Origin of the sequence: Pontixanthobacter aquaemixtae, from assembly GCF_009827395.1 — a bacterium.
GTDB classification, from domain to species: domain Bacteria; phylum Pseudomonadota; class Alphaproteobacteria; order Sphingomonadales; family Sphingomonadaceae; genus Pontixanthobacter; species Pontixanthobacter aquaemixtae.
This window is the reverse complement of the sequence record NZ_WTYX01000001.1, coordinates 1,639,918-1,663,823: the sequence shown is the minus strand read 5'-3', so window position 1 is coordinate 1,663,823 and position 23,906 is coordinate 1,639,918. Positions and strand designations below refer to the sequence as shown.

The window sequence follows — 23,906 nt, the reverse complement described above, 5'->3', positions numbered from 1 at the left end:
CGATGCACAAAGGGGGCTGTCCGGTCGGGCAGCCCCTTTTTTGTGCCATCAACAATTGCCGGGAACGGGATGAACTTTCTCGATCCGGCTTACGCATTGGCCGAATTTGACCGGATCTGTGAATGACACCGCACAGACCGCGTTTTGCCAATTGCATCGTGCGCCTTCCTGCCCCTTACCCGAATATTGGGTGCGATAGATCGTGCGCATGCCCGTGCTGTCATTGGTTAATTGCAGATTATTCGCGATTTTCTGCACCTCAGCAGGGGAGAAATCCGGGGCACCATATGACGCCGAATATTTCGCTTCGGCCTGCCAGGCATCTGTTCCGCTTTTGCTGTCATAGCGCAGCGTGTAGACCTGATAATCAGTCATCGCGCCCGTTGCTGTGTCATAATCGGCCACCGTGAATGACGGCGCATTGCCGTTGTAAGTGGTAACCGAAGGGGCAACGCGGACGGACAGATAGGGGCCGGAACTGTTCGAAAACACTCTGATCTCGTTCATATGCGTGTGACCGGCAAAGGCCCCCAAAACCGGGCGTTTTGATTTGCTCAGGATCGCTTCAAACGCCGTCTGAAAGCCGCTTTGCCACTGCGCTGTGCCGCCATATCCATCGATGCCGGGCGGAATATGCATCAGCAGAATTGCGTTGCCTGAACCAGTGCTCAGCTGGTTTGAAAGCCATGTTTTCTGGGCATCGCCCGGATTGTCTGACGGCATCCCGCAGCCACGCCCGATATCGGGATAGGCGTGCGACCAGAAGGTTCCGAGCACCAGAAATTCTGTGCCCGCCACGGTGGGATGGTCGATGGTGTAAAAGCCCGAATTGACGAAGTCCTTCTTCGCTGGTTGCGGCAGGGTCGGCATCTCGGGCCCGATATCTTTTAGGAATTCGCCCCCTACGCGCAGATTGTAATCGCCGCATCCCGCATCATTGTTGCCCAAGGCGGAGACGATCGGCTTTCCCGGGAAAGCCTGTTCAATCATCAAGTTGACGAACTCGACCGTTTTTGCCGCGAATGCGATCGGGTCTTTAACCCCTTTGGACACGGGGTGGCGCACCCACCGCTTGGCCTCCGCATGCTCGCGGAAATCATGCGACAGATAATCACCGGTATAGAGAACAAAATCATAGCCCGGCGTTTTTGCCGCCTCGGTCAGCGCCGACTTCATCAGGGCAAAATTGCTGTCATTATGTCTACCAGAACTGGGCGATGCCGATCCGTCGAAATGCTGTTCCCACTGATCGACGGGCAAGTCCTGAACCACCAGATGCTTGTCATTGTGAAACGGGTCAAAATGGATGTCGCTGATGTGAAGGAATTTGCCATGCGTCGCCGGGGATAGGGTGGCCAACCTTTCAACTTTCGCGGTGTCATCGCTGCCGGTCGGATCGCCGCTCGTATCTGCGCATGCCGCGGCCAGACTTGCTGCCGCCAATGCGATGCCGCCGAAAAATTTGCCTATGCCTGCCATTGTCCTGTTCCCTCTCCAGTCGCGGTTTCCGGCTGCAAAATAAGGCGGCTGCGCGGCGGGTATTGGACAAATCGGCAGCTTTTAGTGACGGGTGATCTGGGCGAGCTGGCTTTGATGGGCGTGATGCGCGCCTTTGCTGGCTTGATCCTGCTCGCGGCGCATCGCGGCTATGGCCTGATCGGACAAAGGCAGACCCAGCGCGTCATAGATCCGCTCGGTCTCGGCCAGCCAATCCGCGCCTAGTGCCTCAAAATCGACTTCGGCCACCGCCCCCGCGAAACCCGCCAGCGCTTTCTCCATACGGTCGGCCCGCAAGGCGATCTTGCGCCGGCATTCCTGTGTGATCCGCTCCAGATCCGCGTGATCCGATTGCATGGCCATCTGGTTGGCCACCAGCGAGACCGCGCTGCGCAGCGTATCCGCGTCACTCCGGCGGGAAACCACCAATCGCGCATCGGGAAACTGCGCGAGCAGCGTTGCAAGATCCTCTGAGAATTGCGGGACTTTCATGATACGGGGGCGGCCGGCATTGCCCCGATGTGCGGCATCGGCGCACAGGATTCGCGCGAATTCGCGGTATAAGGGCGCAGGATCGCGCGCTTCGCTGAATGCGACGAAGGCGGGAATGTGCCACTGCACTTCATAAGCGCAATGATCGAAAGCGGCGGCGAGCCAGCCCAATTCCTCGTCAGGCCGCGCCGCGCCGAAGGGATGGATCGTCTCAAGCCAGGGATTGAGCCTGCGCCCCACAAACAGCGCCGCCATGCTGCGCAGCGGCCTCAGGTCGAAGGTCTCTGGAAGGGGATTCCAGCTGTCGCAAAAACGCGTTGCCGAATGGGCGGGATCGGCTGCCAGCAGCCGGTGAATGCGCGTGGTACCCGATCGCATCTGGCCGACGACCAGAATGGGCGGGGCGATCTCTGTCGTCAGCAATTCGGGCTTTTCGCGCCAGAGCTTACCGAGTGCCAAACGCTGACCGATGGCGCGGGTGAGCAATCCATGAGCTGCCGCGCGGCCCAGCGGGGTAAGCTGTGCTTCCCGATTGAGCGATGCACAAAGCGCATCCAACCGCTCGCGAAAATCGGCGGCATCTTTCTCGCTTCGCCCGGAAGATTCGTCGCGCGAATTATGCCCCTTGGCAGCGCGCGCCCACAGAATATCGGGCTCCAGCACAATCGGCGGCAACCACCCGCGATCCCACGCTTTCTGCAATCCCCGCGACAGAGTATCGACGATGGCCGCGCGGGCGAGCAGGCTGGTGCGCGGCGGGGCCACCGCTAGAATTCGTCAGCAGCGTCGAGCAGTTTGGTCAGCCGCTTTGGGGCAACCGATTGCCAGCTGCGCTTCAGCCAGTGCCCGACCTGATCCCAATCGCAATCGGGGCGGTTCAGAATTATCCCGACCCAGCCGCTTGCGCCGTAATAGGCCGGTTTGAAGAAAGTCTGCGGATCGCGGCCGATCAGCGCCATCATCTCGTCAATTCCGCTGGTCTTGGCGAGCAGCGCGATATGCTCGTTGCCGTGATGCCGGTCGCTGAAATGGGCGAAATATTTGCCGCTCTTCCCGCCTGTGCACCAGCCGGGCGCGCCGTGGCTGGGGCGTTCTTCTGCCTCCGGCAATTGCAGCGCCAGATCGCGCAGCTGGCCGAGCAGCCATTCGCCGTCAAAAATGCGGCCGACATATTCGTTCACCACGCGCGGATAGAGCTGATGTTCGGCCAGTTTGACCCGTTCGGCGAGTGTTTCGGCGGTATCATCCGCGCGGATCGCCACCTCTGTTTGGCCGAGAACTTCGCCTGCATCGAGCTCGCTCGACACCAGATGGACCGATGCGCCGGCAACCGGATCGCCCGCTTCGATTGCGCGTTTATGCGTTTCCAATCCGCGATATTTGGGCAGCAGCGAAGGATGGATGTTGAGCATGCGTCCATGCCAACGTTCGGTAAACTCGGGTGAGAGAATGCGCATATAGCCCGCAAGAACGATATAATCGGCACCCGCATCGAGCACCGCCTGTTCCATCAGCGCATCATGGTCTGCACGCTCCATCCCCTTATGCGGGCGGGCGAATGTGGCAATGCCTTCCGCTTCGGCCAATGCCAGCCCCGCGGCTTCGGCCCGGTTGCTGGCGACCAGAACAATCTCATAGGCAGAACCTGGTTGCCGGCTGGCATAGAGCAGTGCGGCCATATTTGTGCCGGTCCCCGAAATCAGGACCGCGACCTTGGCCTTCATGGACGCCTTTTCAGGCAAGGTGCTCGGCGCTCCACGCTTCGCTGGAAGACCAGACGCCGGCTTCACCTTTGACGGTGCAACCGCGTGGTCCTGCTGCAATGGTCCCGACGCGCAGAACCGTCTCGCCTGCGGCTTCCAATTCCGCCGTCAGCGCCTCCGCCTCGGCGGGATCGACCGCCAGAACCATGCCGACACCGCAATTGAACGTGCGCGCCATTTCTGCCGGTTCGATATTTCCCTGTTTTTGCAGGAAGGCCATCAGGCCCGGCTGTTCCCACGCCCCGACATCGACCGTGGCATGCGCGCCTTCGGGCAGTACGCGCGGGATATTCTCCAGCAATCCGCCGCCGGTAATATGCGCGAGCGCGTCAATCTTGCCGCTGCGAATCGATGGAAGCAGGCTCTTCACATAAAGCCGCGTCGGTTCGATCAACGTGTCGATCAGCAGCCTGTCACTGTCGAATGGCGCGGGCGCATCGAGTTTCCAGCCTTTGTCGGCAGCGAGTCTGCGAACCAGCGAAAAGCCGTTGGAGTGGACGCCCGAGCTTGCAAGGCCGAGCAGGATCTGCCCCGGTGCGACCTTGTCACCGGTCAATTGTTCGCCGCGCTCGACCGCGCCCACACAAAAACCGGCGAGGTCATAATCGCCATCGCCATACATGCCGGGCATTTCCGCGGTTTCCCCGCCGATCAGCGCGCAACCGGAATCGGTGCAGCCTTTGGCAATGCCCGCCACCACGCGCTCTGCGACGCCGTTTTCCAGCTTGCCGGTGGCGAAATAATCGAGAAAAAACAGGGGCTCAGCGCCTTGTACGATCAAATCATTGACGCACATCGCGACCAGATCGATGCCCACGCTATCATGCCGGTCGAAATCGATCGCGAGTTTCAGCTTTGTCCCGACACCGTCATTGGCGGCAACCAGAAGCGGGTCTTTGTAACCGGCGGCCTTGGGATCGAAGAAACCGCCGAATCCGCCGATTTCCGAATCCGCACCGGGCCGCGCGGTTGCCTTGACCAGCGGGCCGATGGCTTTGACCAACGCGTTGCCCGCATCGATGGATACGCCGGCTTTGGCGTAGGTATAGCTCTCTGCAGACTCATTTTTTGACGACATGACCACAGGCTTTAGTCATTCGTGCTTGGATTTCCATGTGTGTTTGGGCAAAAGGGCCCGAGTTTTCCCCGATGGCCCATATGATTGCCTCTTTGCCCCCTGCGCGCATCACCTTTAGCCGCGCGATAGTCCGCATCGGATTGGTGCTGGCAGCGCTTTTGCTGGCGATTCTGGCTGCGCGCGCATTGTTCGCTCAGGTCGAGGGCGAACGCGGCATTGCGGCGGTGGTCAGCAGCAGCGATATCGATGTCGGCGGGATCGAAGTGAACGAAACCGGCGATTCTATCGAAGACGCGCGGCAGGCTGGCTATCGCAAGGCCCAGCGCGAAGCATGGGCCAAGCTGGGCGGGCCATCGATGCCCGATGCCCAGTTGCAGGGAATGGTTTCTGCGGTGGTGATCGAGCAGGAAAGACTCGGCGCGAACCGCTATGTCGCGACGCTGGGGGTCATTTTCGATCGCGCGCGGGCAGGGCGGTTCCTCGGCGGAAACACGCGCCGGACGCAATCGGCGCCAATGATGCTGGTTCCGGTCACGATCAGTGGCGGATCAGAGCTCGTTTACGAGAAACGCAATCCGTGGCAGCGCGCATGGGCCGAATATCAGGCGGGTTCCAGCCGGATCAACTATGTCCGCCCCTCGGGCGCGGGCAGCGATTCGCTGTTGATCAATTACGGCCAGACCGGACGGCGGAGCCGGTTGTGGTGGCGCAATATTCTCGATCAATTCGAAGCCGCCGATGTTCTGGTTCCGATTGCCAAGTTGGAACATCAATATCCCGGTGGGCCGGTGACCGGCACTTTCACCGCCAGGTACGGGCCGGACAACACCTATCTCGACAGCTTCAAACTGTCGGTCGAAAGCGACACCGCTGTGCCGCAGATGCTGACAGCGGCGGTGAAGCGTTTCGACACGATTTTTGAACAAGCGCTGGCCGACGGCAAATTGAAGCCGGATTCCTCGCTCAATTATGGCGGCGCTTCGGCAGCACCTGCATTGCAGCGGCTGATCGAGCTGGGCCGCGCGGCAAAGGCGCGTGAAGACGCTGCGGCGGCAGCGGCGCGCGCGGGTGAAGCGGGCGAAGCCCCGTCCAGCGAAGTGCCCACTGCGCCCACGCCGACACCAACCGTTGCCGCGGTGGTTTCCAATTTTGTCGTCCAGTTCGCCAGCCCCGATGCGGGTACAATCGATGCCACGCTTGCTGCGGTTCGCGCCACTCCCGGCGTGCGCGGTGCAGCGACCAGCAGTTTGGCGATTGGCGGCACTTCGGTGATGAATGTCAGCTATAACGGCGATATCGGCGCGCTGGCGGCGGCGCTGAGGGCGCGTGGCTTCACCGTCAACCAGGGTGCAAACGCGCTCGCCATTCGCCGCTAAAAACCGCTATATCATCGCTGATATGTCGCAAATTGCTCTGCCATTGTCGCATAAACGCGCCGTTGATCCGGACCGGATCGTGGTGGGCAATGCCAATCAAGCCGCGATAGAGGCGCTGCGCAATCCCGCCTCGTGGCCTTTCAAAACCGCCATTCTGACCGGCGAAGCGCGTTCGGGAAAATCGATCCTGGGCCGGTGGTTTGCTGCGCAGGGTGGCGGCGAGGTAATCGACGGGGCCGACACGCTCGACGAAACCGATCTGTTCCATCGCTGGAACCGCGCGCAGGAGCAAGCGAGCCCGTTGCTGCTAATTAGTGGCGCTGAACAATGGGATATCACGCTGCCCGACCTGCGTTCGCGATTGGGTGCGGCGCTGCATCTCACCATTGACACTCCCGATGACGATATGGTCGCTTCCCTGATTGAAAGCATTGCTATGCAGCGCGGCCTTGCGTTGGGCGAAGGCGCGCTTACCTATCTGGTACCGCGTATCGAACGGAGCTTTGCTGCGATTGAACGGTTGGTCGTGACGATTGACCGGTTAAGTCTGGAGCGAAAAGCCCCCGCGACACAAGGCATCTGGCGCGACGCGCTGGAGGCCGTGCAAGGACCGGAGCAGGCGCGCTTGCTTTAGGCCGGAAATGATGGGAGAATCGGAGCATGTTCCGAAGCTTGACCAGTTATTTGGACTCTATCCGCCAGCGGGATCCGGCACCCCGTTCACGCTGGGAAGTGCTGTTTTACCCCGGCGTGCTGGCGCTCGGTTTTCACCGGATTGCCCACTGGCTGTTTCAGGCGCGGCTGTTTTTCCTCGCGCGGTTTGTGAACCATTTTTCCCGCTTTCTGACCGCAATCGATATCCATCCCGGTGCCACAATCGGGAAGAATTTCTTCATTGATCACGGTTTTACTGTTGTCGGCGAGACGGCTGAAATCGGCGATAATGTGACGATCTACCAATGCGTTACGCTGGGCGGAACCAATCCGACCAATGGCGTGGGCGGCAAACGCCACCCGACGATTGGCAACAATGTGATCATCGGTTCCGGCGCGCAGGTGATCGGCCCGATTACCGTTGGTGATCGCGCGCGGGTCGGGGCCAATGCGGTGGTAACCGATGATGTGCCCGAAGGCGCGACGATGATCGGCTTGAAAGCGCGTTCAACGCTGGTTCCGGCGGAAGAATGGGTCAAAGACTTCATCCCCTATGGCACCCCATGCGACGAGCCTTGCGAAGAAGCCATCGAAAGCGGGACGGGCCGGATTGGCGAGCTGGAGAAACAAGTCGCCGCGATGCGGGCGGAACTGGCAGCCTTGCGGTCCGATGCCGATGATGCGCAGCAGCCGGCGCCGCGCAGCGGGACCGGTGATTGATGGCATCGACACCCGATATTCCGGGCCAGATTATAGCATTTCCGGGACGCCAGCCCTCGCAGGTTGGCTTTACCCGTAACGAGCTGCAGCGGATAATGGACGTGTACGGCCGGATGGTCGCCGCGGGCGAATGGCGCGATTACGCGATGGGCTTCACCAAGGATTGCGCGATGTTCGATGCCTTCCGCCGGACTGCCGAGAAACCGCAGACCCGGGTTGAAAAACGCCCCGCGCTGCGCGGAAAACAGGGCATGTGGACGCTGTTCGGGGAGCATGGCCAAGTGCTCAAACGCGGGCACGAGCTGGCCGGCGTGCTGGCACCGATAGAGCGGCGTCTGGTTAAAGCGGTCGAAAGCTAAGACGCGCAAAAGAAAACCCCGCGCAGCGACTGCGCGGGGCCTTCCTTAAAGCTGAATGATTGCCTAGCTCGCGGAGAGTTGGCCTGCGACGGGCAGCCTTTGCTGTAAATCGCCGGGCAGCTTGGCCACGATCGCATTGCGTATCGGGGACCAGAATGCCGACAGCATCAGCAATGCGGAACCGATCACCAGCGCGGTCAGCGCGACATTGAGCTCCACCGCGCCGAAGCGGTCGAACAGCCATGTCAGCGTTGCCAGCACATAGGCGAGAGCCGAAACCAGCAGCGCGCGGCGATCAATGGCGAGGGCAACCAGGCCCATCGATACATAGACCACCAGCACCGCGATTGCTGCGCCAACGCCTATATTCTCGCCCGTGGTCACGCCGATCCAATGGAAAATCGGATGCGCGATCATCGGGGCGGCGAGCAGATGCAGCCAGAAGGCGACATCGCTGCGGCGTGTCTGACGTTCGCGGTCGCTCATGTCCCAGCGCATCGCGAATGCGAAAATCGCAAGGCCAACGATGAATACCAGCGGGAGCAGGACATTCTCGGGATTGTCGAGATTGTCGGGGCCGATACCCGTTACAATCAGGGCAATCACCGTGACTGACAGGGCCGCAGCGCCCGCAGCAACCGTAATCGGCACCATAAAGCGCCGCCAATGCATCCACGCCGCGCCCGCGGTCAGCAGGCCCGATCCGGCGATCAGCAATCCTGCCAGAACCTGGTTTTCATTGCCGAAATTGTCGCCGCCAAATGCCATCACGACAAATCCCAGCAACATGGCAAAGGTTCCGCCGACAAAGGCCAGCAACAAAATGATGCTGGGCAGCGCCATCCGGCGTTTGCGCGTGAAAAATTCCGCCATGCCCCATGCCGCGCCCGCAATCAGCAGGCCGGAAAAGGGCGGCGGTCCGTCCACATTGGGGGTGAACGCCTGACCGATGCCAGCCATCGCCACCAGCACCATAATCGCGGCGATGGTCACGAAAATATCGTTGAAACTGTTGATCAGCCGGAAGTGTTCTTCATCACCGGCCGGGGCATCGCGCGATGCCTTTACGGAACTGCGTAGCGCGGCTGCCGCTTCCGCTGAAATTGCGCCGGTCGCTACTGCCGTGCGCAGATCGTCTTCTGTGTACATGGGCCTACCTCCCCCTGTTGATCAGGAGAAGGTAGGCCCAGTGTGTTAGTGTGTCAATACAGTAGAGAGATTAGCCGCGTGCGCTCGATGGCGCAGCGTCCGCGCCTAGCACGCCCTGCATTGCTTTGAGGATGGCCGCGCTCTGCTCCGCGCCCGATTGCGGGGCGGTGAGATTGGTCATTTCGTTGATCTTGTCCCAATTCTCGGCAAAGCCTTCGACAGTGCGCTCACCATCTTTGAGCCACACAGCTTCATTCATGGTCACCCATGCGCTGTGGAAGCCGCCAGCACCCGCGCCAACGATCTGGTTGGTCGGCGCATCTTCGCTGACCAGATAGAGCGCGGCAGGTGCCACATTCTCGGGCGAGAACAGCTTGAACGCTTCTTCGGGGAAGAGGTCTTCGGTCATCCGTGTGCCGGCAACGGGCGACAGCGAGTTACAACGGATATTGTATTTCGCGCCTTCGAGATTGAGCGTTTTGGTAAGACCCGCAAGGCCCAGCTTCGCCGCGCCATAATTGGCCTGGCCGAAATTGCCGAACAGGCCGGTAGAGCTGCTGGTCATCAGGATCCGGCCATAGGCCTGCTCGCGGAAAGTTTCCCAGCAGGCTTTGGTGGCATAGGCCGAACCGAGCAGGTGGACTTTGACCACAAGTTCGAAATCATCAGGGGTCATTTTGGCGAAGCTTTTGTCGCGCAGGATGCCGGCATTGTTGATCAGCACATGCACGCCGCCCCATTTTTGCTTGGCGTGGGCGACCATCTTTTCCATCTGGTCATATTCGGTGACCGAAGAGCCATTGGCGATGGCTTCGCCGCCAGCCTTTTCGATCTCTTCCACGACTTGCGCGGCTGCATCCGATGTGCCGGTGCCATCGCGCGAACCGCCCAGATCGTTGACAACAACTTTGGCTCCGCGCCGGGCCAGTTCCAACGCATATTCGCGGCCCAGACCGCCGCCAGCGCCGGTTACAATTGCGACACGATCTTTGAATGAAATGGTCATTAAACTCTCTCCAAAATAGAAACTGGTGCTTTACGTTCCCGTAAACGTGAGCCTGTGGTGGCACTTTCCGCAGCATGTTGCAACTGCGAACAATCTGCGCCGCGATTCCGTAGCGTTATGCGCGCTGATCGTGGCGAATCAGTGGCGCGAAAGGCTCTCGAATGCGGCCACCAACTCTGACGCTGATTGAACCACCGCATCGGCGCCGAGCGCGTCTGCAGGCTTGTCGCAATAGCCGTAAGCGCAGGCGACAACCGGCACATCGGCGGCTCTCGCCGCATTGATGTCGTAGGAACTGTCACCCACGAAAACCATCGGTCCGCCGCCGCATCGTTTCTGCGCTTCGAAAATCGGATCGGGCGCGGGTTTGGCGCGCTGTTTCCCGTCAGCATCCTTGCCCATAGTGTCGCCGCCAATGATGGTCACAAACCGGTCAGCGAGGCCCAATTGCGTGAGGATGCTGGTCGCAAAACTTTCAAACTTGTTGGTCACCACGGCCATTTTCACGCCGCGTTCCTCCAGCGCATCGAGCGTGTCGATGATCCCGGGATAGGGGCGCGAATGGACCGCGTTGTTTTCCGCGTAATAGGCCAGCATTTTCTTGTAGAGCGCGTGGAAAGCATCGCGTTCCATCCCGCCTTGCGCCTCAACCGCTCTTGAAAGCATGATTTTCGCGCCGCCGCCGATCAAATCTTTGGAACTGCCGACCGGCACCGCTTTGAAGCCGCCCAGTTCCAATGCGTGGTTTACCGCCGCGCCCAGATCCTGATGCGTGTCGAGAAGTGTACCGTCGAGGTCGAAGCCCACGGCGCTGAAAGGAAAATCGCTCATAGCGCAGCTGACTGAAGGAACGTTCTTCATTCTGCAAGCAAATGGTGGCATTGGGGCGGCTATGACGAAATTCGCAGCCGTTATTCTCGCCGCGGGCAAAGGCACCCGCATGAAATCCGATTTGCACAAGGTGCTCCACCCTATCGGTGGCAAGCCGATGCTGTTCCACCTGCTCGACAGTTTCGAAGAGCTGTCGCCTGCGCATACGGTGGTGGTGGCCGGCGACCGGCACGAACAATTGCGCGATGCGGTGACCGACCGCAATGTGACGGTGGCTTTGCAGGAACCGCAGCTGGGGACCGCGCATGCCGCGCTGATGGCCAAAGATGCGCTGTCGGGCTTTGACGGCCTGGTGATGGTCTGTTTCGGCGATTGCCCGATGGTCAAAGCCGAAACCGTGCGTAAATTGTGCGAAGCGGTGGACGAGGCAACCAAAGTGGCGGTGCTGGGCTTCCGGCCCGATGATACGCTTGCTTATGGCCGGATTATCGCCAGCGGGGACGGCACGGTTTCCAAAATGGTCGAACACAAGGATGCGAGCGAGGAAGAGCGCGCCTGCAACCTGTGCAATTCGGGCGTCATCATTGCGCATAGCAAGGACATCTGGCGGCTGCTCGACGGTGTCGGCAATGACAATGCGCAGGGCGAATATTACCTGCCCGATGTCGCGACCAATGCAATCGCAGAGGGCAGCCGCGTTGTTGCGGTGGAAACCAGCCCCGATGAAGTGGCCGGGATCAATTCGCGCGCCGAACTGGCGCAGGCCGAGGCGCAGTGGCAGCAATTCAAGCGCGAAGAGGCGATGGCCAACGGGGCAACGCTGAAAGCACCGGAAACGGTGTTTTTCAGCTGGGACACGCAGCTTGGCCGCGATGTCACGATCGAACCCAATGTTGTGTTCGGCCCCGGCGTCAAAGTGGCCGATCACGCGCTGGTCCGCGCGTTCAGCCATTTGGAAGGCGCGACCTTGGGTGAACATAGCAGCGTCGGTCCCTATGCCCGCCTGCGCCCCGGTGCGGTGCTGGAAGAAGGCGCGTTTATCGGCAATTTCGTCGAGATGAAGAAAGCGACTTTGGGCAAAGGCGCGAAGGCTAGCCATCTGACCTATCTCGGCGATGCGACGGTTGGCGCGAATGCCAATATCGGCGCGGGGACGATTACCTGCAATTATGACGGCTATTTCAAGCACCAGACCACAATCGGCGAGCGCGCCTTTATCGGCAGCAACAGTGCGCTGATCGCTCCGGTCAATATCGGCGCGGACGCGATTGTTGCGGCGGGAAGTGCGGTCAGCCGCGATGTTGCGGCGGGGGAACTGCGCATGGTCCGCGCCGAACAGATGGTCAAACCCGGCTGGGCCGACCGTTTTCACGACGCGATGAAAAAGAAGAAAGCGGCGGAGAAGAAGTAGTCACTTGGCCGGGGAAGGGCTCACCTGCTGGCTGTGCAGCCGCCCTTTCGAGACGCGCATCCAGTGGCATCACACGGTTCCCAAATCGAAAAAGGGCAAGGACACTGTTCCCGTCCACCCGATCTGCCACAAAACGATCCACGCCAATTTCACCAATGCGCAGCTGGCGCGGATCGGGAATGATCGCGAGCGTTTGCTGGAGAACGAGGCGCTGGCCAAATTCGTTCAGTGGGTCCGCAATAAAGCGCCCGATTTTCACGCGCGCGTGTATCGCGCGAATTAGCGGGGGCGACCGGATGGCCGCCCCTGCACCTATTCGCCCGCGTCTTCGGTTGCTGCCGCTGCTTCACCCTTAAGCCGCTGCATCAGATAGACATATTGCAGAGCAGACAGCTTCGCGCGTTGTTCGTTGTCGACGCCGCCCGAATGGCCGCCGGTCATATCCTCATAGTAATAATAAGGCTGGCCCAGTTCCTTCATCCGCGCTGCGCCTTTGCGGGCGTGGGCGGGATGGGTGCGGTCATCGGCGGTCGATGCCCAGAAGAACGGGGCGGGGTAATCCACGCCCTCGACCAGCTTCTGATAGGGCGAATACCCTTCGATCCATGCGCGCTGTTCGGGAATGCGCGGATCGCCATATTCGCCGATCCACGAGGCACCGCGGCCGATTTCGTGATAGCGCAGCATGTCGAAAAGCGGGATCGCGACGATCGCCGCGCCGTAGAGGTCGGGGCGCTTGGTGAAGGCGGTTCCGACCAGCAGGCCGCCTTGCGAACCACCCTGGATACCGAGATGTCGCGGCGCGGTGACTTTGCGCGCCACCAGATCGTCAGCCACGGCGATGAAATCGTCCCACGTGCGCTGCTTGTTCTCGCGGATTGCGGTCTGGTGCCAACCGGGGCCAAACTCGCCCCCGCCGCGCAAATTGGCGAGGACATAGGCCCCGCCATTTTCGACCCACAGCTTGCCCGCGGTACCCAGATAGCCGGGCAGGCGCGAGACCTGGAAGCCCCCATAGCCGGTGAGCAAAGTCGGTGTGGTTCCATCCAGCTTCATTCCCGCAGGTTTGACCACGAAATAGGGGATCATCGTCCCGTCAGCCGATTTCGCTTCGAATTGTTCGACTTCCATTCCAGTCGCATCGAAGCGGGCAGGGCTGTTTTTCAGCGCCTCGGGCGCGGCGCTGCCATCGGAATAATACAGTGTCGTCGGATTGAGGAAATCGGTGACCGTGTACATGATCTGGTCGGTTTCGTTGGAGCTTGCAGCGATGCCCACCGTGGCATTGTCGGGCAGATCGACTTGTTCGCTGACCCATTCACCATCTTCAAAGTCGAATTTGACCACTTTGCCCACGACATTGTCGAGCATCCCGACAAACAGGCTGTTCGCGGTGATCGCGCCGCCGCGTTTCGTCTGGCGATCCTCTGGTGCCCAGACCAGAACTTTGGACGCGCCATTGGGATCGGCTTTCCATTCCTCTAGCTCCATCGCGATCAGGCTGTCGGCGGGGAAAGTCGTGCCGTCGACTTCCCAATCGACATCGGTGGAATAAAGGATGTGCCCATCGACGATGCCATAGGGGCTGGCCTTGCTGGGAATGTCGAGCTTGACCCATTCATCTGCGACAGAGACGAAATATTCGCGCTCGTGAAAGCTCACCCCGCGATAGGCCATCATCGCATGGACCGTCGCTTCGCTGTCGCGCAGCAGATAGGCGCCGGCCGATACGTCGCTCGATTCTCCGCGGAAAATTTCGGGCGCTGCGGCCAGATCGGTGCCGCGCCGCCAGATGCGTGCGGTGAAGGGGTATTCGCTGTCGGTCAGCGTGCCTTCGCCGAAATCGCGCCCGACGATCAGCGTGTCATCATCGATCCAGCTGACCCCGCCCTGGCTCTTTTCCTCGATCGCGAAACCGCCTTCGATGAATTGCTTGGTGGTATAGTCAAATTCGCGCAGGATCGTCGCATCTTCGCCGCCATCGGACAGCGCGATCATGCATTTGTTATAATCGGGCGCGAGGCAGGAAGAGCCCTTATAAACCCATTCCTTGCCCTCGGCCGCGGCCAGCGCGTCGATATCCAGAACGGTTTCCCATTGGGGATTGTCGGTCTTGTAGCTTTCCAGCGTGGTCCGGCGCAGCAGCCCTTTGGGGTTCGCCTTGTCCTGCCAGAAATTATACAGCCCGTCGGGGCGGAAATTGACATAGGGAACGCGGTCTTCGCTATCGAGAATGGCCAGCGCATCGCCTTTTAGTTTTTCAAAACGCGGATCGGTGGCGAGCATGGCATTGGTGCGCTCGTTCTCTGCGCGGACCCATGCCAGCGCTTCTTCGCTGCGGGCTTCTTCGAGCCAGATGTACGGATCGACATCTGCTTCTGCGACGGTTTCGGGCACGGGATCTTCCACTTCATGCGCGGCCAATGGGGCGGCGAGGGTTGTTGCAATTGCGATCGAAGCCGCGACCGACATCAGCCGGGCTTTGTTTGTGGTGAATGTCATTGGCGAGGACCCTTTGTAAGATTCATGCCCTGATCATGGCGACCTGCAAGAGAAAGGCAACCCGTTTGGCGATCGATGGTTTGATAGGATATTGGTTTATTTGACAAATCTTTACCTTCAACGGTCTGGCGTCGTTAATAGGTTGTGCCTAATTTGTGTCCAAGTCGAATTGAGGACACTTCGCAATGACACAGGTAACCAAGCCACCGGGCTCGCCCCGGTCCATTGCCGTGCACCTGAGCGGAGACCGACATGATGCATTGCTGCTCGCGCTGTCGGAAAATGGCGCGAGACTGCAATTGATGGAGCGGCATACGCTATGGATCGGACGCTCGATCGCGCTTTCGATTCTGGATTTGCCCGCGCTGATCGGTAATATCCGCGAAATTGACCGCGAAAAGATCGGCGTTGAATTTAGGAACAAGCTCGACCCTTCGGTAGTGAAGTTCATTCATGACGGCACCGGCATCCCTGCCGCCCCACCGCCAAGCTTTCCCTGAATCAAAAAGGGCGACCGTTGGGGCCGCCCTTCTTAATTCTGATCAGGATGGAAGAGTTTCAGCTCTCTACCTTCTCCGCGAGTACGGTCAGCCCGTTATCGCCAACTTCCGCAAAACCGCCTTCGATAGCGATTTCCTCGGGCGCGCCGCCTTCGGTCTTGAAGACCTGGACCACGCCATCACGAATGGTGGACATGAAAGGCGCGTGGCCTTCCAGCACGCCGAACTCGCCTTCCGCACCGGGTACGACGACCATATGGACGTCTTCCGAGCGGACCAGCTTTGCCGGCGTTACGAGTTCGAAGTGAAGTGCCATCTCGCTTAGGCGTCCTCAGCCATTTTCTTGGCTTTTTCGACCACGTCGTCGATGCCGCCAACCATGTAGAAGGCCTGTTCTGGAAGGTGATCGTATTCGCCTTCAACAACTGCCTTGAACGAAGCCACGGTGTCTTCGAGCTGGACGAATACGCCGCTGATGCCGGTGAAGACTTCCGCAACGTGGAATGGCTGCGAGAGGAATTTCTGGATCTTGCGCGCACGGGCAACGGTCAGCTTATCTTCTTCAGACAGCTCGTCCATGCCGAGAATGGCGATGATGTCCTGCAGCGATTTGTACTTCTGCAGAGTTTCCTGAACCTTACGTGCGGTTTCATAGTGCTCTTGGCCGACAACGCGCGGCTCGAGGACGCGTGATGTGGAGTCGAGCGGGTCAACCGCCGGGTAAATGCCCAGTTCCGAAATTGCGCGGTTCAGCGTGGTCGTCGCGTCCAAGTGAGCGAAGGATGTTGCTGGCGCAGGGTCGGTAAGGTCGTCGGCAGGAACGTAAATCGCCTGAACCGAGGTAATCGAACCCTTGGTGGTCGAGGTAATACGCTCTTGCAAGTTACCCATGTCGGTCGACAGCGTTGGCTGATAGCCCACCGCCGAAGGAATACGGCCAAGAAGCGCGGACACTTCCGAACCCGCTTGGGTAAAGCGGAAGATGTTGTCGACGAAGAACAGAACGTCCTGGCCTTCCTGATCGCGGAAATATTCCGCCATTGTCAGACCCGACAGAGCAACACGGGCACGCGCGCCTGGAGGCTCGTTCATCTGACCGAAGACAAGCGCCACTTTCGATCCTTCGGACACGGCGTTGCCGTCCGCGTCCTTGGCAATAACGCCTGCGTCGAGGAATTCGTGATAAAGGTCGTTACCTTCGCGGGTACGCTCACCCACGCCGGCGAACACGGACACGCCGCCGTGACCTTTTGCGATGTTGTTGATCAGTTCCTGAATAAGAACCGTCTTGCCCACGCCGGCACCGCCGAACAGGCCGATCTTACCGCCTTTCGCGTAAGGCGCGAGAAGGTCGATAACTTTAATACCGGTAACCAGAATGGCCGCGTCGGTCGACTGGTCCACAAATGGAGGGGCTTCTGCGTGGATCGGGGCGGATTGTTCCGCGCCAACCGGGCCGCGCTCGTCAATCGCTTCGCCAACCACGTTCATGATCCGGCCGAGCGTTTTCGGGCCGACCGGCACAGAAATCTGCGCGCCGGTGTTGATCACTTCCTGACCGCGGGTGAGGCCCTCGGTCGCGTCCATCGCGATAGTACGCACGGTGTTCTCACCAAGGTGCTGTGCGACTTCGAGAACGAGCGTCTTGCCGTCATTCTGCGTTTCAAGCGCGGTCAAAATTGCGGGCAGTTCCCCGGGGAACGCCACGTCGACAACAGCGCCGATGACCTGGGCGATTGTGCCGTTGGTCGACTGATTGAGTACAGGTGCGGTAGCCATGGTTTCTTCCTTAGCCTTCGAGTCTTAGAGCGCTTCCGCGCCGGCAATAATTTCAATAAGTTCAGTGGTAATCGCGGCCTGACGGCTGCGGTTATACTGGATGGTAAGCTTGTTAATCAGATCGCCCGCATTGCGCGTGGCGTTATCCATTGCGGTCATCGATGCGCCCTGTTCGGAAGCAGCGATTTCGAGCAATGCTCCGAAGATTTGCGTCTTCACATAACGTGGCAGCAATTCTTCGAGGATTTCTTCTTCGCCCGGCTCATATTCCACCACCGCCCCAGGAGTATTTGGGCTATCCGCAGCGCTTTCGGGCGCGGGGACGGGGATGATCTGGTCGATGGTCGGGTCCTGCGCGAGCGCGGATTTGAATGTCGGATAGACGAGATGGGCAACATCGAATTTGCCCGCTTCGTACATTTCCACCAGCTCGTCTGCGATGCTGGCGGCTTCTTCAAAGCCGGGATCGCGAACATGGCTGGTGTCGAAATGGGTGCCGATCTGGCCGGGGAAATTGCGCTTCAGCGGCGCACGGCCTTTCTTGCCGACGAGATAGAATTCGACGTCTTTACCGGCGGCAGCAAGTTCCTGTGCCTTTGCCGATGCCGCGCGAACGAGGTTCGAGTTGAGGCCGCCGCACAGACCCTTGTCGGTGTTCACAACCACCAGCAGGTGGCGCTTGTCCGAACCGGTGCCCGCCAGAAGCTTCGGCGCATCATCGCCCGAAACTTTCGAAGCGAGCGCAGCCATAACCGACGCGAGACGTTCCGCATAGGGACGCGCCGCTTCGGCCGCGGCTTGCGCTTTGCGAAGCTTGGCAGCTGCGACCATTTGCTTGGCCTTGGTGATCTTCTGGGTCGATTTAACCGACCCGATCCGATCCTTGAGTTCCTTGAGTGATGCCACTCTAGTTTCCTCGTCGTCATCCCAGCGAAGGCTGGGATCTGGTTGTTCTAGGTCGTCCCTAGATGGTTAGCGATCCCGGCCTGCGCCGGAATGACGCATGATTAAGCGAATTGCTTGGCGAACGCGTCGAGCGCTTTGACGGTGTCGTCTTTGACATCGTCAAATTTGGTGCTCGTGCGGATGGTTTCGAGAATGTCGGCGTGCTCGCTGCGCATATAGCTCAGCATCGCTGCTTCATATTCATTTACGCGGTCTACCGGGATATCATCGAGATAGCCATTGGTACCGGCGAAGATCGACACGGTTTGCTCCTCGAACGGCAGCGGGCTGAATTGCGGCTGCTTGAGCAGCTCGGTCAGGCGCGCACCGCGGTTGAGCAGTTTCTGCGTCGAAGCGTCGAGGTCCGAACCGAACTGGGCGAAGGCCGCCATTTCGCGGTACTGCGCGAGTTCCAGTTTGATCGAGCCCGAAACCTTTTTCATCGCTTTCGTCTGCGCGGCGCCGCCAACACGGCTAACCGACAGACCCACGTTAATCGCGGGGCGGATACCCTGATAGAACAGGTCGGTTTCAAGGAAGATCTGGCCGTCGGTGATCGAAATCACGTTGGTTGGAATATAGGCCGATACGTCGCCAGCTTGCGTTTCGATGATCGGCAGCGCGGTCAGCGAACCGCCGCCATTGTCGTCGTTCATCTTCGCCGCACGCTCAAGCAGGCGTGAGTGGAGATAGAAAACGTCACCAGGATAGGCTTCGCGGCCAGGAGGACGACGCAGCAGCAGCGACATCTGGCGATAGGCGACGGCTTGCTTGGAAAGATCGTCATACACGATCACGGCGTGCATGCCATTGTCGCGGAAATACTCGCCCATCGCGCAGCCGGTATACGGTGCGAGGAACTGAAGCGGTGCAGGCTCAGAAGCGGTCGCGGCCACAACGATGGAATATTCCATCGCGCCGTTTTCTTCGAGGCTCTTCACGATCTGGGCAACGGTCGAACGCTTCTGGCCGACAGCAACATAGATGCAGTAAAGCTTCTGCTTTTCGTCTTTACCCTGATGCGCTTCCTTCTGGTTGATGAAGGTATCGATGGCGACAGCGGTTTTACCGGTCTGACGGTCACCAATGATCAATTCGCGCTGGCCGCGACCAACAGGGACGAGAGCGTCAATCGCTTTGAGGCCCGACTGCACAGGCTCATCAACCGATTTACGCGGGATAATGCCGGGGGCTTTGACTTCGACGCGGCTACGCTCGGTCGCTTCGATCGGGCCTTTGCCGTCAATCGGATTACCCAGCGCGTCAACCACGCGGCCCAGCAGGCCTTTGCCAACCGGAACGTCCACAATCGTGCCGGTCCGCTTAACAACGTCGCCTTCTTTGATTTCCGCGTCCGAACCGAAAATCACCACACCGACATTGTCGGCTTCGAGGTTCAGCGCCATGCCTTGAACGCCGTTGGAAAATTCGACCATCTCACCGGCCTGCACTTTGTCGAGGCCGTGGATGCGGGCGATACCGTCACCAACCGAGAGAACCGAACCGACTTCGCTGACTTCAGCTTCGGTGCCGAAATTGGCGATTTGGTCTTTGATGACCTTTGAAATTTCTGCTGCGCGGATTTCCATGGAAATTACCTTCTACCAGACGAGCGTTGCCGCTCTTAGGCCTTCATAGCCTGAGCAAGTGAGTTGAGACGGGTGCGGATCGAGCCATCAATACGCTTCGATCCAATTGTTACAACGAGGCCGCCCAGAAGTTCCGGATCGACATCGGCTGAAAGTTTGACGGTGCGGCCTTCGCGCGCGGTCAGCTTGGTCTTGAGCGTTTCAAGCTGGCTGTCCGACAAGGCATGCGCGCTGGTGACATTGGCTGTCACTTCGCCGCGCTGCGCCGCTGCAATGGTACCGAAGGCGCGGATCATGCCGGGCAAATCGCCAAGGCGGCGATTCCCGGCGAGAACGCCCAGGAAATTGTTGGTCAGCTCTGAAATTTTGAGCTTTTTGCCAACCGCGGCAACAGCATCGCCAGCTTGGCTGCGGCTGATTTGCGGGTTGGTGATTAGATTTGTTAGTTCGTCCGATTCGCCAAGCGCTGCATGCAGCTTTTCGAGATCGGTTTCGACTGCGCTAACCGTGCCGGCCTCTGAAGCGAGGTCGAACAAAGCAGACGCATAGCGCCCTGCTAGGCTAGCCTTGATACCGCCGGAAATATCCACGCGTTTGGTCCTTTTGGATCCGAAGAAAAATCTGTCTTAGCCGCGTCTTATTCAGGCGTGTAAAACACTGCCTCTGCGAAGCTGGCGCGCCCCTATCATCGGGTATGCTGCATTGCAAGAAGGACTCTTGGGTTTTTCGGAGTCTTCTTTTTGGGCCTCAAGCGCCGGCGTTCGTGTCCGCTCACTTGGCTACGCCTAACGGCGGCGCGCGGTCGCGCTTGCGGTCCGTCCGTTGGCGGACCGGACTATTCCAGGCCATAGATGTTTCGCGCTGATCCGGTCGGCGACTAGCCGACCGCAAGGCCAACCGGCCGCCCGAGCTTATGCGAGGAAGCCAAGCATCGCGGATGCGATGCGCCCAGCGACTGAGGGGCTCAGAAAACGACTCTCCGGCGACTGAGGGTCCAAACAAAAAGACTCCCCGCAGTAAACATCCGCGCCTAGACAGTTTCGATGCAAATCGACATCAATCTACCCGATACCATCCGTCTCGCCGGCCCGGGCGATTGGCGCCAACTTGCCGACATCACCGCTCAGGCGTTCCGCGATGATCCGGTGAACCGATGGATTTTCGGCAATCCGCGTTCGATCCGCTCTGCTTTCCGGGTGCTCACACGCGATATTTATAGCAAGCGCGGAATTTGCCATTTGGCAGGGGCGGCCGATAATTTCGGCGGCGCGACCATGTGGATGGACTATCTGTCTGGCGATCCGGGAAGCGATCTGAGCGTATTGGCGCAATTGCATCTGGCCATCGGACAGTTGCTCCATGGCGGCAAGGGTTCGATGAAGCGCGCGATTGCGGCGGGCGAATTGATGGCGAAGCATCACCCGCAAGAGCCGCATTTCTATTTGTTCACCATCGGCACGCTCCCGTCCGCGCGCGGAACCGGGCTGGGGAAGGCTCTGCTGGCCCCGGTTCTGGAGGCTTGCGATCGAGCGGGGGCGGCGTGTTATCTGGAAAATTCCAACCCCGATAATCACAGCTATTATGCGATGCACGGCTTCGAAACGCGTGAGAAATTTGCTTGCGGTGAAGGCGGGCCGCCGCTCGAGGCGATGTGGCGCAATCCGCGCCCGAACGGCGGCGCTTGAGGCGAATCGACAATTTCTGCATAATCCGGGGCAAGCGGACACCAATCGATCCGCGCGAGGAGAGAACAATGCAGACCACACCCATGGCCCCGAAATGCGGCGTAGAAGTTTCCGGCGTGCAGCTGGCTCAGGCTGACGATGCGACGATGGAAGCGATCAAGCAGACCATTTACGAACATGGCGTGGCGGTGTTTCGCGATCAGGACTTTTCCCCCGAAGATCACATCAATTTCGGCCGCCGTTGGGGCGGGATCGATGTGAACAATTATTTCCCGCTAAACGAAGAATTTCCGGAAATCGCGCTGGTCAAAAAAGAAGCGCACGAATCGACCAATATCGGCGGCGCGTGGCATACCGACCATTCCTATGATCAAATTCCGGCGATGGGCTCCGTGCTGGTCGCCCGCGATCTGCCGCCCAGCGGCGGCGACACAGAATGGGCGCATATGGGTGCGGCCTATGATGCTCTGCCGGATGATATCAAGCAAGAGATCGAAGGGCTGGAGGCATTCCACACCGCGGATCACGTTTACAAGGCCGATGGCCTCTATGCGCAGACCGATATGGGCAAGAATTTGCGCGGCCAGGATCTGAAAACCGGCGCGATCCATCCGGTGGTGATCCGCCACCCGCAAACGGGCCGCAAGCTGCTCTATGTCAATGGCGGTTTTACCATCCATTTCGTAGGCCAGACGCGCGAGGAGAGCTTGCCGCTGCTACAAAAGCTGCTCGATGCGGCGGTGATGGATGACAATCGCTGCCGCCTTCAATGGGAGCCGGGCACGGTGGCGATCTGGGACAACCGGACCAGCTGGCACAATGCGATCAACGACTACGCCGGCCACCGCCGCGAAATGCACCGCATCACGCTAAGCGGGGAAGCGCTGGCGGCTTAACTGCCTTTCACCTCACAGCTATACACCAGCCGTTCGTTCGGATTTTCGGGCAGCAGCGCTGTTACCGCGCCTTGCATATCGCCGAGCTTGCCCGCTGCGCCGTCGCTTCCGCATTTGGGCGGTGAGTACTGGCCGCGTGCGGCGCGGGCTTTGGCCATGGCGCTGCGGCTGAGCAGATAGCGGTCGGTGCGGAAGGTCTTGCTGTCCGGATCGTAGCGATTGACCGAGACCGCATCTTCTTCATTGGGCACGAACAGCCGCGACCATGTGCCGCCTTTAAAGCCATATTGGGTGCGCTGGTTCACGCAGCCATCTTCGCCCCAGGCAAATTCGACCGTTTGGTTGGGCGTTCCGGTGATCCGGCTGCGGTCGAGTTCGAGCGTGCACACCATCGCGCCGGTGCCGCTGGCGCTGCCGGTCATCGCGGGATCATCTTCTTCGCCATTGCCCTCGGCCATTTCCGCATTCACCCGCCGGTCGATCGCATCGAGCCCGGGCCGCGTGAACCACGCCGCCAAGCCGCCGACCAGCGCGAGGACCGCAAGCGTTCCGCCAATGATCACTTTCGGCTCTGCACCCGATCGGGCGCTAGAATAGTTTTCATCGCCGTCCGCATCGCCATCTTCGTCATACTCATATTCCGCGGAAGAGGAGCGTGCGCTCCATGCAAAGGCGCCGCAGCCGGCAGCGAGCAGGAACAGCACCGCTGCGATTGCCATCGCATTCTCGCGCTCTTCCTGAACCGCAAGTTCTGCTTCCAGCTGCACACGAGCGCGCTTGCTGCGTTGTTCCTCTGCACGCGCGGCCATTTCGGTGCGCGCGGCGGTTTGTTCGGCTTCGAGCCTTTCGCGCTCTGCCTCGTCCAGATCGGCCAGGCTACGGCACGGCAGCGCGTTGACCCGTGCGGAAACGTCATTGGCCTTGAGGAAGGGCAGCAATTCCTTGGTCGAGACCGCGAAGAAAAACTCAGCATCGGACCCGCCCGATTCCGCGCCAAAGCTGTTCACGCCAAGCACCCGGCCGCATCCGTCGAGCAGGGGACCGCCCGAATTGCCCCGTGCAATCGAAGCGGTGTGGAGGATCGTATCGAACTGGCGCGAAGGGCGCGCGCCCGACAGGAACCCGCGGCTTTTCACCGGCGGCTGCGAATTGAGAATGTCATTGAGATCGAGCCCCTGCGCCCGGTCGACATTCATCGGATAGCCGACTGCGGATACTTCGCCGCTATCCCTGTCGGTGTCACCCGAAATGGTCAGCGATGGTAGGCGCAGATCGCCGACAATCTCGATCAAGGCCAGATCGTTTCGCGGGCTGATCGCAACCAGCCGCGCGAACGAAGAATCGTTGCCTTCGGAAGGGACCACGCCGATGCGCAGCGTGCTGTTGGTTGCTGCATCATCAACCACATGGGCATTGGTCACGATCCGCGTCGGGGTCACCGCAAAGCCGGTTCCGTGGCTGACGGGGAAAACCTTGCTGCCATCGCTGCCGATGATCACCACGCGCACCACCCCGCGCGCCGCGGCATTGATGTCCGCCGGGTCTGCACCTGCTTGTGTTGGAAGAACCAGCCCCAATAGAGCGACGAGCGAGAGAATAATGCGCATCATTACTTGCGTCTTTTGGCGAGCATTTACATTGACCGCAAGCTTCGGGACGCATGGCTGCACAATT

Annotated in this window: 23 protein-coding genes; 9 read left to right on the top strand and 14 right to left on the bottom strand. The window is 59.7% G+C overall.

The window, feature by feature from the left end:
- Positions 1 to 48: 48 nt before the first annotated feature.
- From GRI41_RS08030 to purM, 4 genes are all read right to left on the bottom strand, one after another.
- Positions 49 to 1,479: a metallophosphoesterase gene (locus GRI41_RS08030; protein ID WP_160604286.1), complete on the bottom strand. Its 1,431-nt coding sequence runs from the start codon at positions 1,477 to 1,479 to the stop codon at positions 49 to 51.
- 81 nt (positions 1,480 to 1,560) lie between these two features.
- A complete protein-coding gene (locus GRI41_RS08025) occupies positions 1,561 to 2,754 on the bottom strand; it encodes a sulfotransferase family protein (RefSeq protein ID WP_160604284.1) in 1,194 nt (397 codons plus the stop codon).
- 2 nt (positions 2,755 to 2,756) lie between these two features.
- Positions 2,757 to 3,713 carry a phosphoribosylglycinamide formyltransferase gene (gene purN / locus GRI41_RS08020; RefSeq protein WP_160604282.1) on the bottom strand — a complete coding sequence of 319 codons (957 nt, stop codon included), beginning with the start codon at positions 3,711 to 3,713 and terminating at the stop codon, positions 2,757 to 2,759.
- A gap of 10 nt (positions 3,714 to 3,723) precedes the next feature.
- Positions 3,724 to 4,830, bottom strand: coding sequence for a phosphoribosylformylglycinamidine cyclo-ligase (gene purM / locus GRI41_RS08015; protein ID WP_160604280.1), 1,107 nt, complete (start codon positions 4,828 to 4,830; stop codon positions 3,724 to 3,726).
- A gap of 71 nt (positions 4,831 to 4,901) precedes the next feature.
- Between purM and GRI41_RS08010 the strand changes: the two genes are divergently transcribed.
- The 4 genes from GRI41_RS08010 to GRI41_RS07995 are packed head-to-tail and all read left to right on the top strand — an operon-like array spanning position 4,902 to position 7,939.
- Positions 4,902 to 6,206 (top strand): heavy-metal-associated domain-containing protein, encoded by a 1,305-nt coding sequence (locus GRI41_RS08010; protein WP_328600529.1) that lies wholly within the window; start codon positions 4,902 to 4,904, stop codon positions 6,204 to 6,206.
- 22 nt (positions 6,207 to 6,228) lie between these two features.
- The gene (locus GRI41_RS08005; protein WP_160604278.1) at positions 6,229 to 6,840 is read left to right on the top strand and encodes a P-loop NTPase family protein; all 612 of its coding nucleotides are present in this window, start codon (positions 6,229 to 6,231) and stop codon (positions 6,838 to 6,840) included.
- Positions 6,841 to 6,866: 26 nt separating this feature from the next.
- Positions 6,867 to 7,580 carry a serine O-acetyltransferase EpsC gene (gene epsC / locus GRI41_RS08000; RefSeq protein ID WP_160604276.1) on the top strand — a complete coding sequence of 238 codons (714 nt, stop codon included), beginning with the start codon at positions 6,867 to 6,869 and terminating at the stop codon, positions 7,578 to 7,580.
- A complete protein-coding gene (locus tag GRI41_RS07995; RefSeq protein ID WP_160604274.1) occupies positions 7,580 to 7,939 on the top strand; it encodes a DUF2794 domain-containing protein in 360 nt (119 codons plus the stop codon). The genes epsC and GRI41_RS07995 overlap by 1 nt, the downstream gene beginning before the upstream one ends.
- Before the next feature lie 63 nt (positions 7,940 to 8,002).
- On the opposite strand, the gene GRI41_RS07990 is transcribed toward GRI41_RS07995, so the two are convergent.
- From GRI41_RS07990 to GRI41_RS07980, 3 genes are all read right to left on the bottom strand, one after another.
- Positions 8,003 to 9,088: a DUF2339 domain-containing protein gene (locus tag GRI41_RS07990; protein WP_160604272.1), complete on the bottom strand. Its 1,086-nt coding sequence runs from the start codon at positions 9,086 to 9,088 to the stop codon at positions 8,003 to 8,005.
- A 70-nt stretch (positions 9,089 to 9,158) separates the two neighbouring features.
- Positions 9,159 to 10,094 (bottom strand): SDR family NAD(P)-dependent oxidoreductase, encoded by a 936-nt coding sequence (locus GRI41_RS07985; protein ID WP_160604270.1) that lies wholly within the window; start codon positions 10,092 to 10,094, stop codon positions 9,159 to 9,161.
- Between the two features lie 138 nt (positions 10,095 to 10,232).
- Positions 10,233 to 10,925: an HAD-IA family hydrolase gene (locus GRI41_RS07980; protein WP_160604268.1), complete on the bottom strand. Its 693-nt coding sequence runs from the start codon at positions 10,923 to 10,925 to the stop codon at positions 10,233 to 10,235.
- Between the two features lie 61 nt (positions 10,926 to 10,986).
- Between GRI41_RS07980 and glmU the strand changes: the two genes are divergently transcribed.
- Positions 10,987 to 12,336 carry a bifunctional UDP-N-acetylglucosamine diphosphorylase/glucosamine-1-phosphate N-acetyltransferase GlmU gene (gene glmU / locus GRI41_RS07975; RefSeq protein WP_160604267.1) on the top strand — a complete coding sequence of 450 codons (1,350 nt, stop codon included), beginning with the start codon at positions 10,987 to 10,989 and terminating at the stop codon, positions 12,334 to 12,336.
- Positions 12,337 to 12,340: 4 nt separating this feature from the next.
- Positions 12,341 to 12,619, top strand: a complete 279-nt coding sequence (locus GRI41_RS07970) for an HNH endonuclease (protein WP_160604265.1) — start codon at positions 12,341 to 12,343, stop codon at positions 12,617 to 12,619.
- A gap of 29 nt (positions 12,620 to 12,648) precedes the next feature.
- On the opposite strand, the gene GRI41_RS07965 is transcribed toward GRI41_RS07970, so the two are convergent.
- Positions 12,649 to 14,838, bottom strand: coding sequence for a prolyl oligopeptidase family serine peptidase (locus tag GRI41_RS07965; RefSeq protein ID WP_160604263.1), 2,190 nt, complete (start codon positions 14,836 to 14,838; stop codon positions 12,649 to 12,651).
- Positions 14,839 to 15,023: 185 nt separating this feature from the next.
- On the opposite strand from GRI41_RS07965, the gene GRI41_RS07960 reads away from it, so the two are divergent.
- Positions 15,024 to 15,338 (top strand): hypothetical protein, encoded by a 315-nt coding sequence (locus GRI41_RS07960; RefSeq protein WP_160604261.1) that lies wholly within the window; start codon positions 15,024 to 15,026, stop codon positions 15,336 to 15,338.
- A gap of 58 nt (positions 15,339 to 15,396) precedes the next feature.
- Here GRI41_RS07960 and GRI41_RS07955 read toward each other — a convergent pair whose 3' ends face one another.
- The 5 genes from GRI41_RS07955 to GRI41_RS07935 form a co-directional block, all read right to left on the bottom strand.
- The gene (locus tag GRI41_RS07955) at positions 15,397 to 15,654 is read right to left on the bottom strand and encodes an ATP synthase F1 subunit epsilon (RefSeq protein WP_160604259.1); all 258 of its coding nucleotides are present in this window, start codon (positions 15,652 to 15,654) and stop codon (positions 15,397 to 15,399) included.
- Between the two features lie 5 nt (positions 15,655 to 15,659).
- Positions 15,660 to 17,117 (bottom strand): F0F1 ATP synthase subunit beta, encoded by a 1,458-nt coding sequence (gene atpD / locus GRI41_RS07950; protein WP_160604257.1) that lies wholly within the window; start codon positions 17,115 to 17,117, stop codon positions 15,660 to 15,662.
- A gap of 24 nt (positions 17,118 to 17,141) precedes the next feature.
- On the bottom strand, positions 17,142 to 18,023 hold the full coding sequence (locus tag GRI41_RS07945) for a F0F1 ATP synthase subunit gamma (protein WP_160604255.1): 882 nt from the start codon (positions 18,021 to 18,023) through the stop codon (positions 17,142 to 17,144).
- 101 nt (positions 18,024 to 18,124) lie between these two features.
- Positions 18,125 to 19,651, bottom strand: a complete 1,527-nt coding sequence (atpA, locus tag GRI41_RS07940; protein ID WP_160604253.1) for a F0F1 ATP synthase subunit alpha — start codon at positions 19,649 to 19,651, stop codon at positions 18,125 to 18,127.
- Positions 19,652 to 19,686: 35 nt separating this feature from the next.
- Complete coding sequence (locus GRI41_RS07935; RefSeq protein ID WP_160604251.1) at positions 19,687 to 20,241, bottom strand: F0F1 ATP synthase subunit delta; 555 nt, start codon at positions 20,239 to 20,241, stop codon at positions 19,687 to 19,689.
- Positions 20,242 to 20,694: 453 nt separating this feature from the next.
- On the opposite strand from GRI41_RS07935, the gene GRI41_RS07930 reads away from it, so the two are divergent.
- Positions 20,695 to 21,336 (top strand): GNAT family N-acetyltransferase, encoded by a 642-nt coding sequence (locus GRI41_RS07930; protein ID WP_160604249.1) that lies wholly within the window; start codon positions 20,695 to 20,697, stop codon positions 21,334 to 21,336.
- Between the two features lie 68 nt (positions 21,337 to 21,404).
- Entirely contained in the window at positions 21,405 to 22,232 is an 828-nt protein-coding gene (locus GRI41_RS07925; RefSeq protein WP_235901094.1) for a TauD/TfdA dioxygenase family protein, read from the top strand.
- Here GRI41_RS07925 and GRI41_RS07920 read toward each other — a convergent pair.
- On the bottom strand, positions 22,229 to 23,842 hold the full coding sequence (locus tag GRI41_RS07920; RefSeq protein ID WP_160604247.1) for a S1 family peptidase: 1,614 nt from the start codon (positions 23,840 to 23,842) through the stop codon (positions 22,229 to 22,231). The two genes, GRI41_RS07925 and GRI41_RS07920, sit on opposite strands and share 4 nt — an antisense overlap.
- Positions 23,843 to 23,906 lie beyond the last annotated feature (64 nt).

Coding starts and splice junctions, on each gene's coding strand:
- GRI41_RS08030 (WP_160604286.1), bottom strand. CDS start 1,479: ATGGCAGGCATAGGCAAATTTTTCGGCGGCATCGCATTGGCGGCAGCA.
- purN (WP_160604282.1), bottom strand. CDS start 3,713: ATGAAGGCCAAGGTCGCGGTCCTGATTTCGGGGACCGGCACAAATATG.
- purM (WP_160604280.1), bottom strand. CDS start 4,830: ATGTCGTCAAAAAATGAGTCTGCAGAGAGCTATACCTACGCCAAAGCC.
- GRI41_RS08010 (WP_328600529.1), top strand. CDS start 4,902: ATGGCCCATATGATTGCCTCTTTGCCCCCTGCGCGCATCACCTTTAGC.
- GRI41_RS08005 (WP_160604278.1), top strand. CDS start 6,229: ATGTCGCAAATTGCTCTGCCATTGTCGCATAAACGCGCCGTTGATCCG.
- epsC (WP_160604276.1), top strand. CDS start 6,867: ATGTTCCGAAGCTTGACCAGTTATTTGGACTCTATCCGCCAGCGGGAT.
- GRI41_RS07995 (WP_160604274.1), top strand. CDS start 7,580: ATGGCATCGACACCCGATATTCCGGGCCAGATTATAGCATTTCCGGGA.
- GRI41_RS07990 (WP_160604272.1), bottom strand. CDS start 9,088: ATGTACACAGAAGACGATCTGCGCACGGCAGTAGCGACCGGCGCAATT.
- GRI41_RS07985 (WP_160604270.1), bottom strand. CDS start 10,094: ATGACCATTTCATTCAAAGATCGTGTCGCAATTGTAACCGGCGCTGGC.
- GRI41_RS07980 (WP_160604268.1), bottom strand. CDS start 10,925: ATGAGCGATTTTCCTTTCAGCGCCGTGGGCTTCGACCTCGACGGTACA.
- glmU (WP_160604267.1), top strand. CDS start 10,987: ATGACGAAATTCGCAGCCGTTATTCTCGCCGCGGGCAAAGGCACCCGC.
- GRI41_RS07965 (WP_160604263.1), bottom strand. CDS start 14,838: ATGACATTCACCACAAACAAAGCCCGGCTGATGTCGGTCGCGGCTTCG.
- GRI41_RS07960 (WP_160604261.1), top strand. CDS start 15,024: ATGACACAGGTAACCAAGCCACCGGGCTCGCCCCGGTCCATTGCCGTG.
- GRI41_RS07955 (WP_160604259.1), bottom strand. CDS start 15,654: ATGGCACTTCACTTCGAACTCGTAACGCCGGCAAAGCTGGTCCGCTCG.
- atpD (WP_160604257.1), bottom strand. CDS start 17,117: ATGGCTACCGCACCTGTACTCAATCAGTCGACCAACGGCACAATCGCC.
- atpA (WP_160604253.1), bottom strand. CDS start 19,651: ATGGAAATCCGCGCAGCAGAAATTTCAAAGGTCATCAAAGACCAAATC.
- GRI41_RS07930 (WP_160604249.1), top strand. CDS start 20,695: ATGCAAATCGACATCAATCTACCCGATACCATCCGTCTCGCCGGCCCG.
- GRI41_RS07925 (WP_235901094.1), top strand. CDS start 21,405: ATGCAGACCACACCCATGGCCCCGAAATGCGGCGTAGAAGTTTCCGGC.
- GRI41_RS07920 (WP_160604247.1), bottom strand. CDS start 23,842: ATGATGCGCATTATTCTCTCGCTCGTCGCTCTATTGGGGCTGGTTCTT.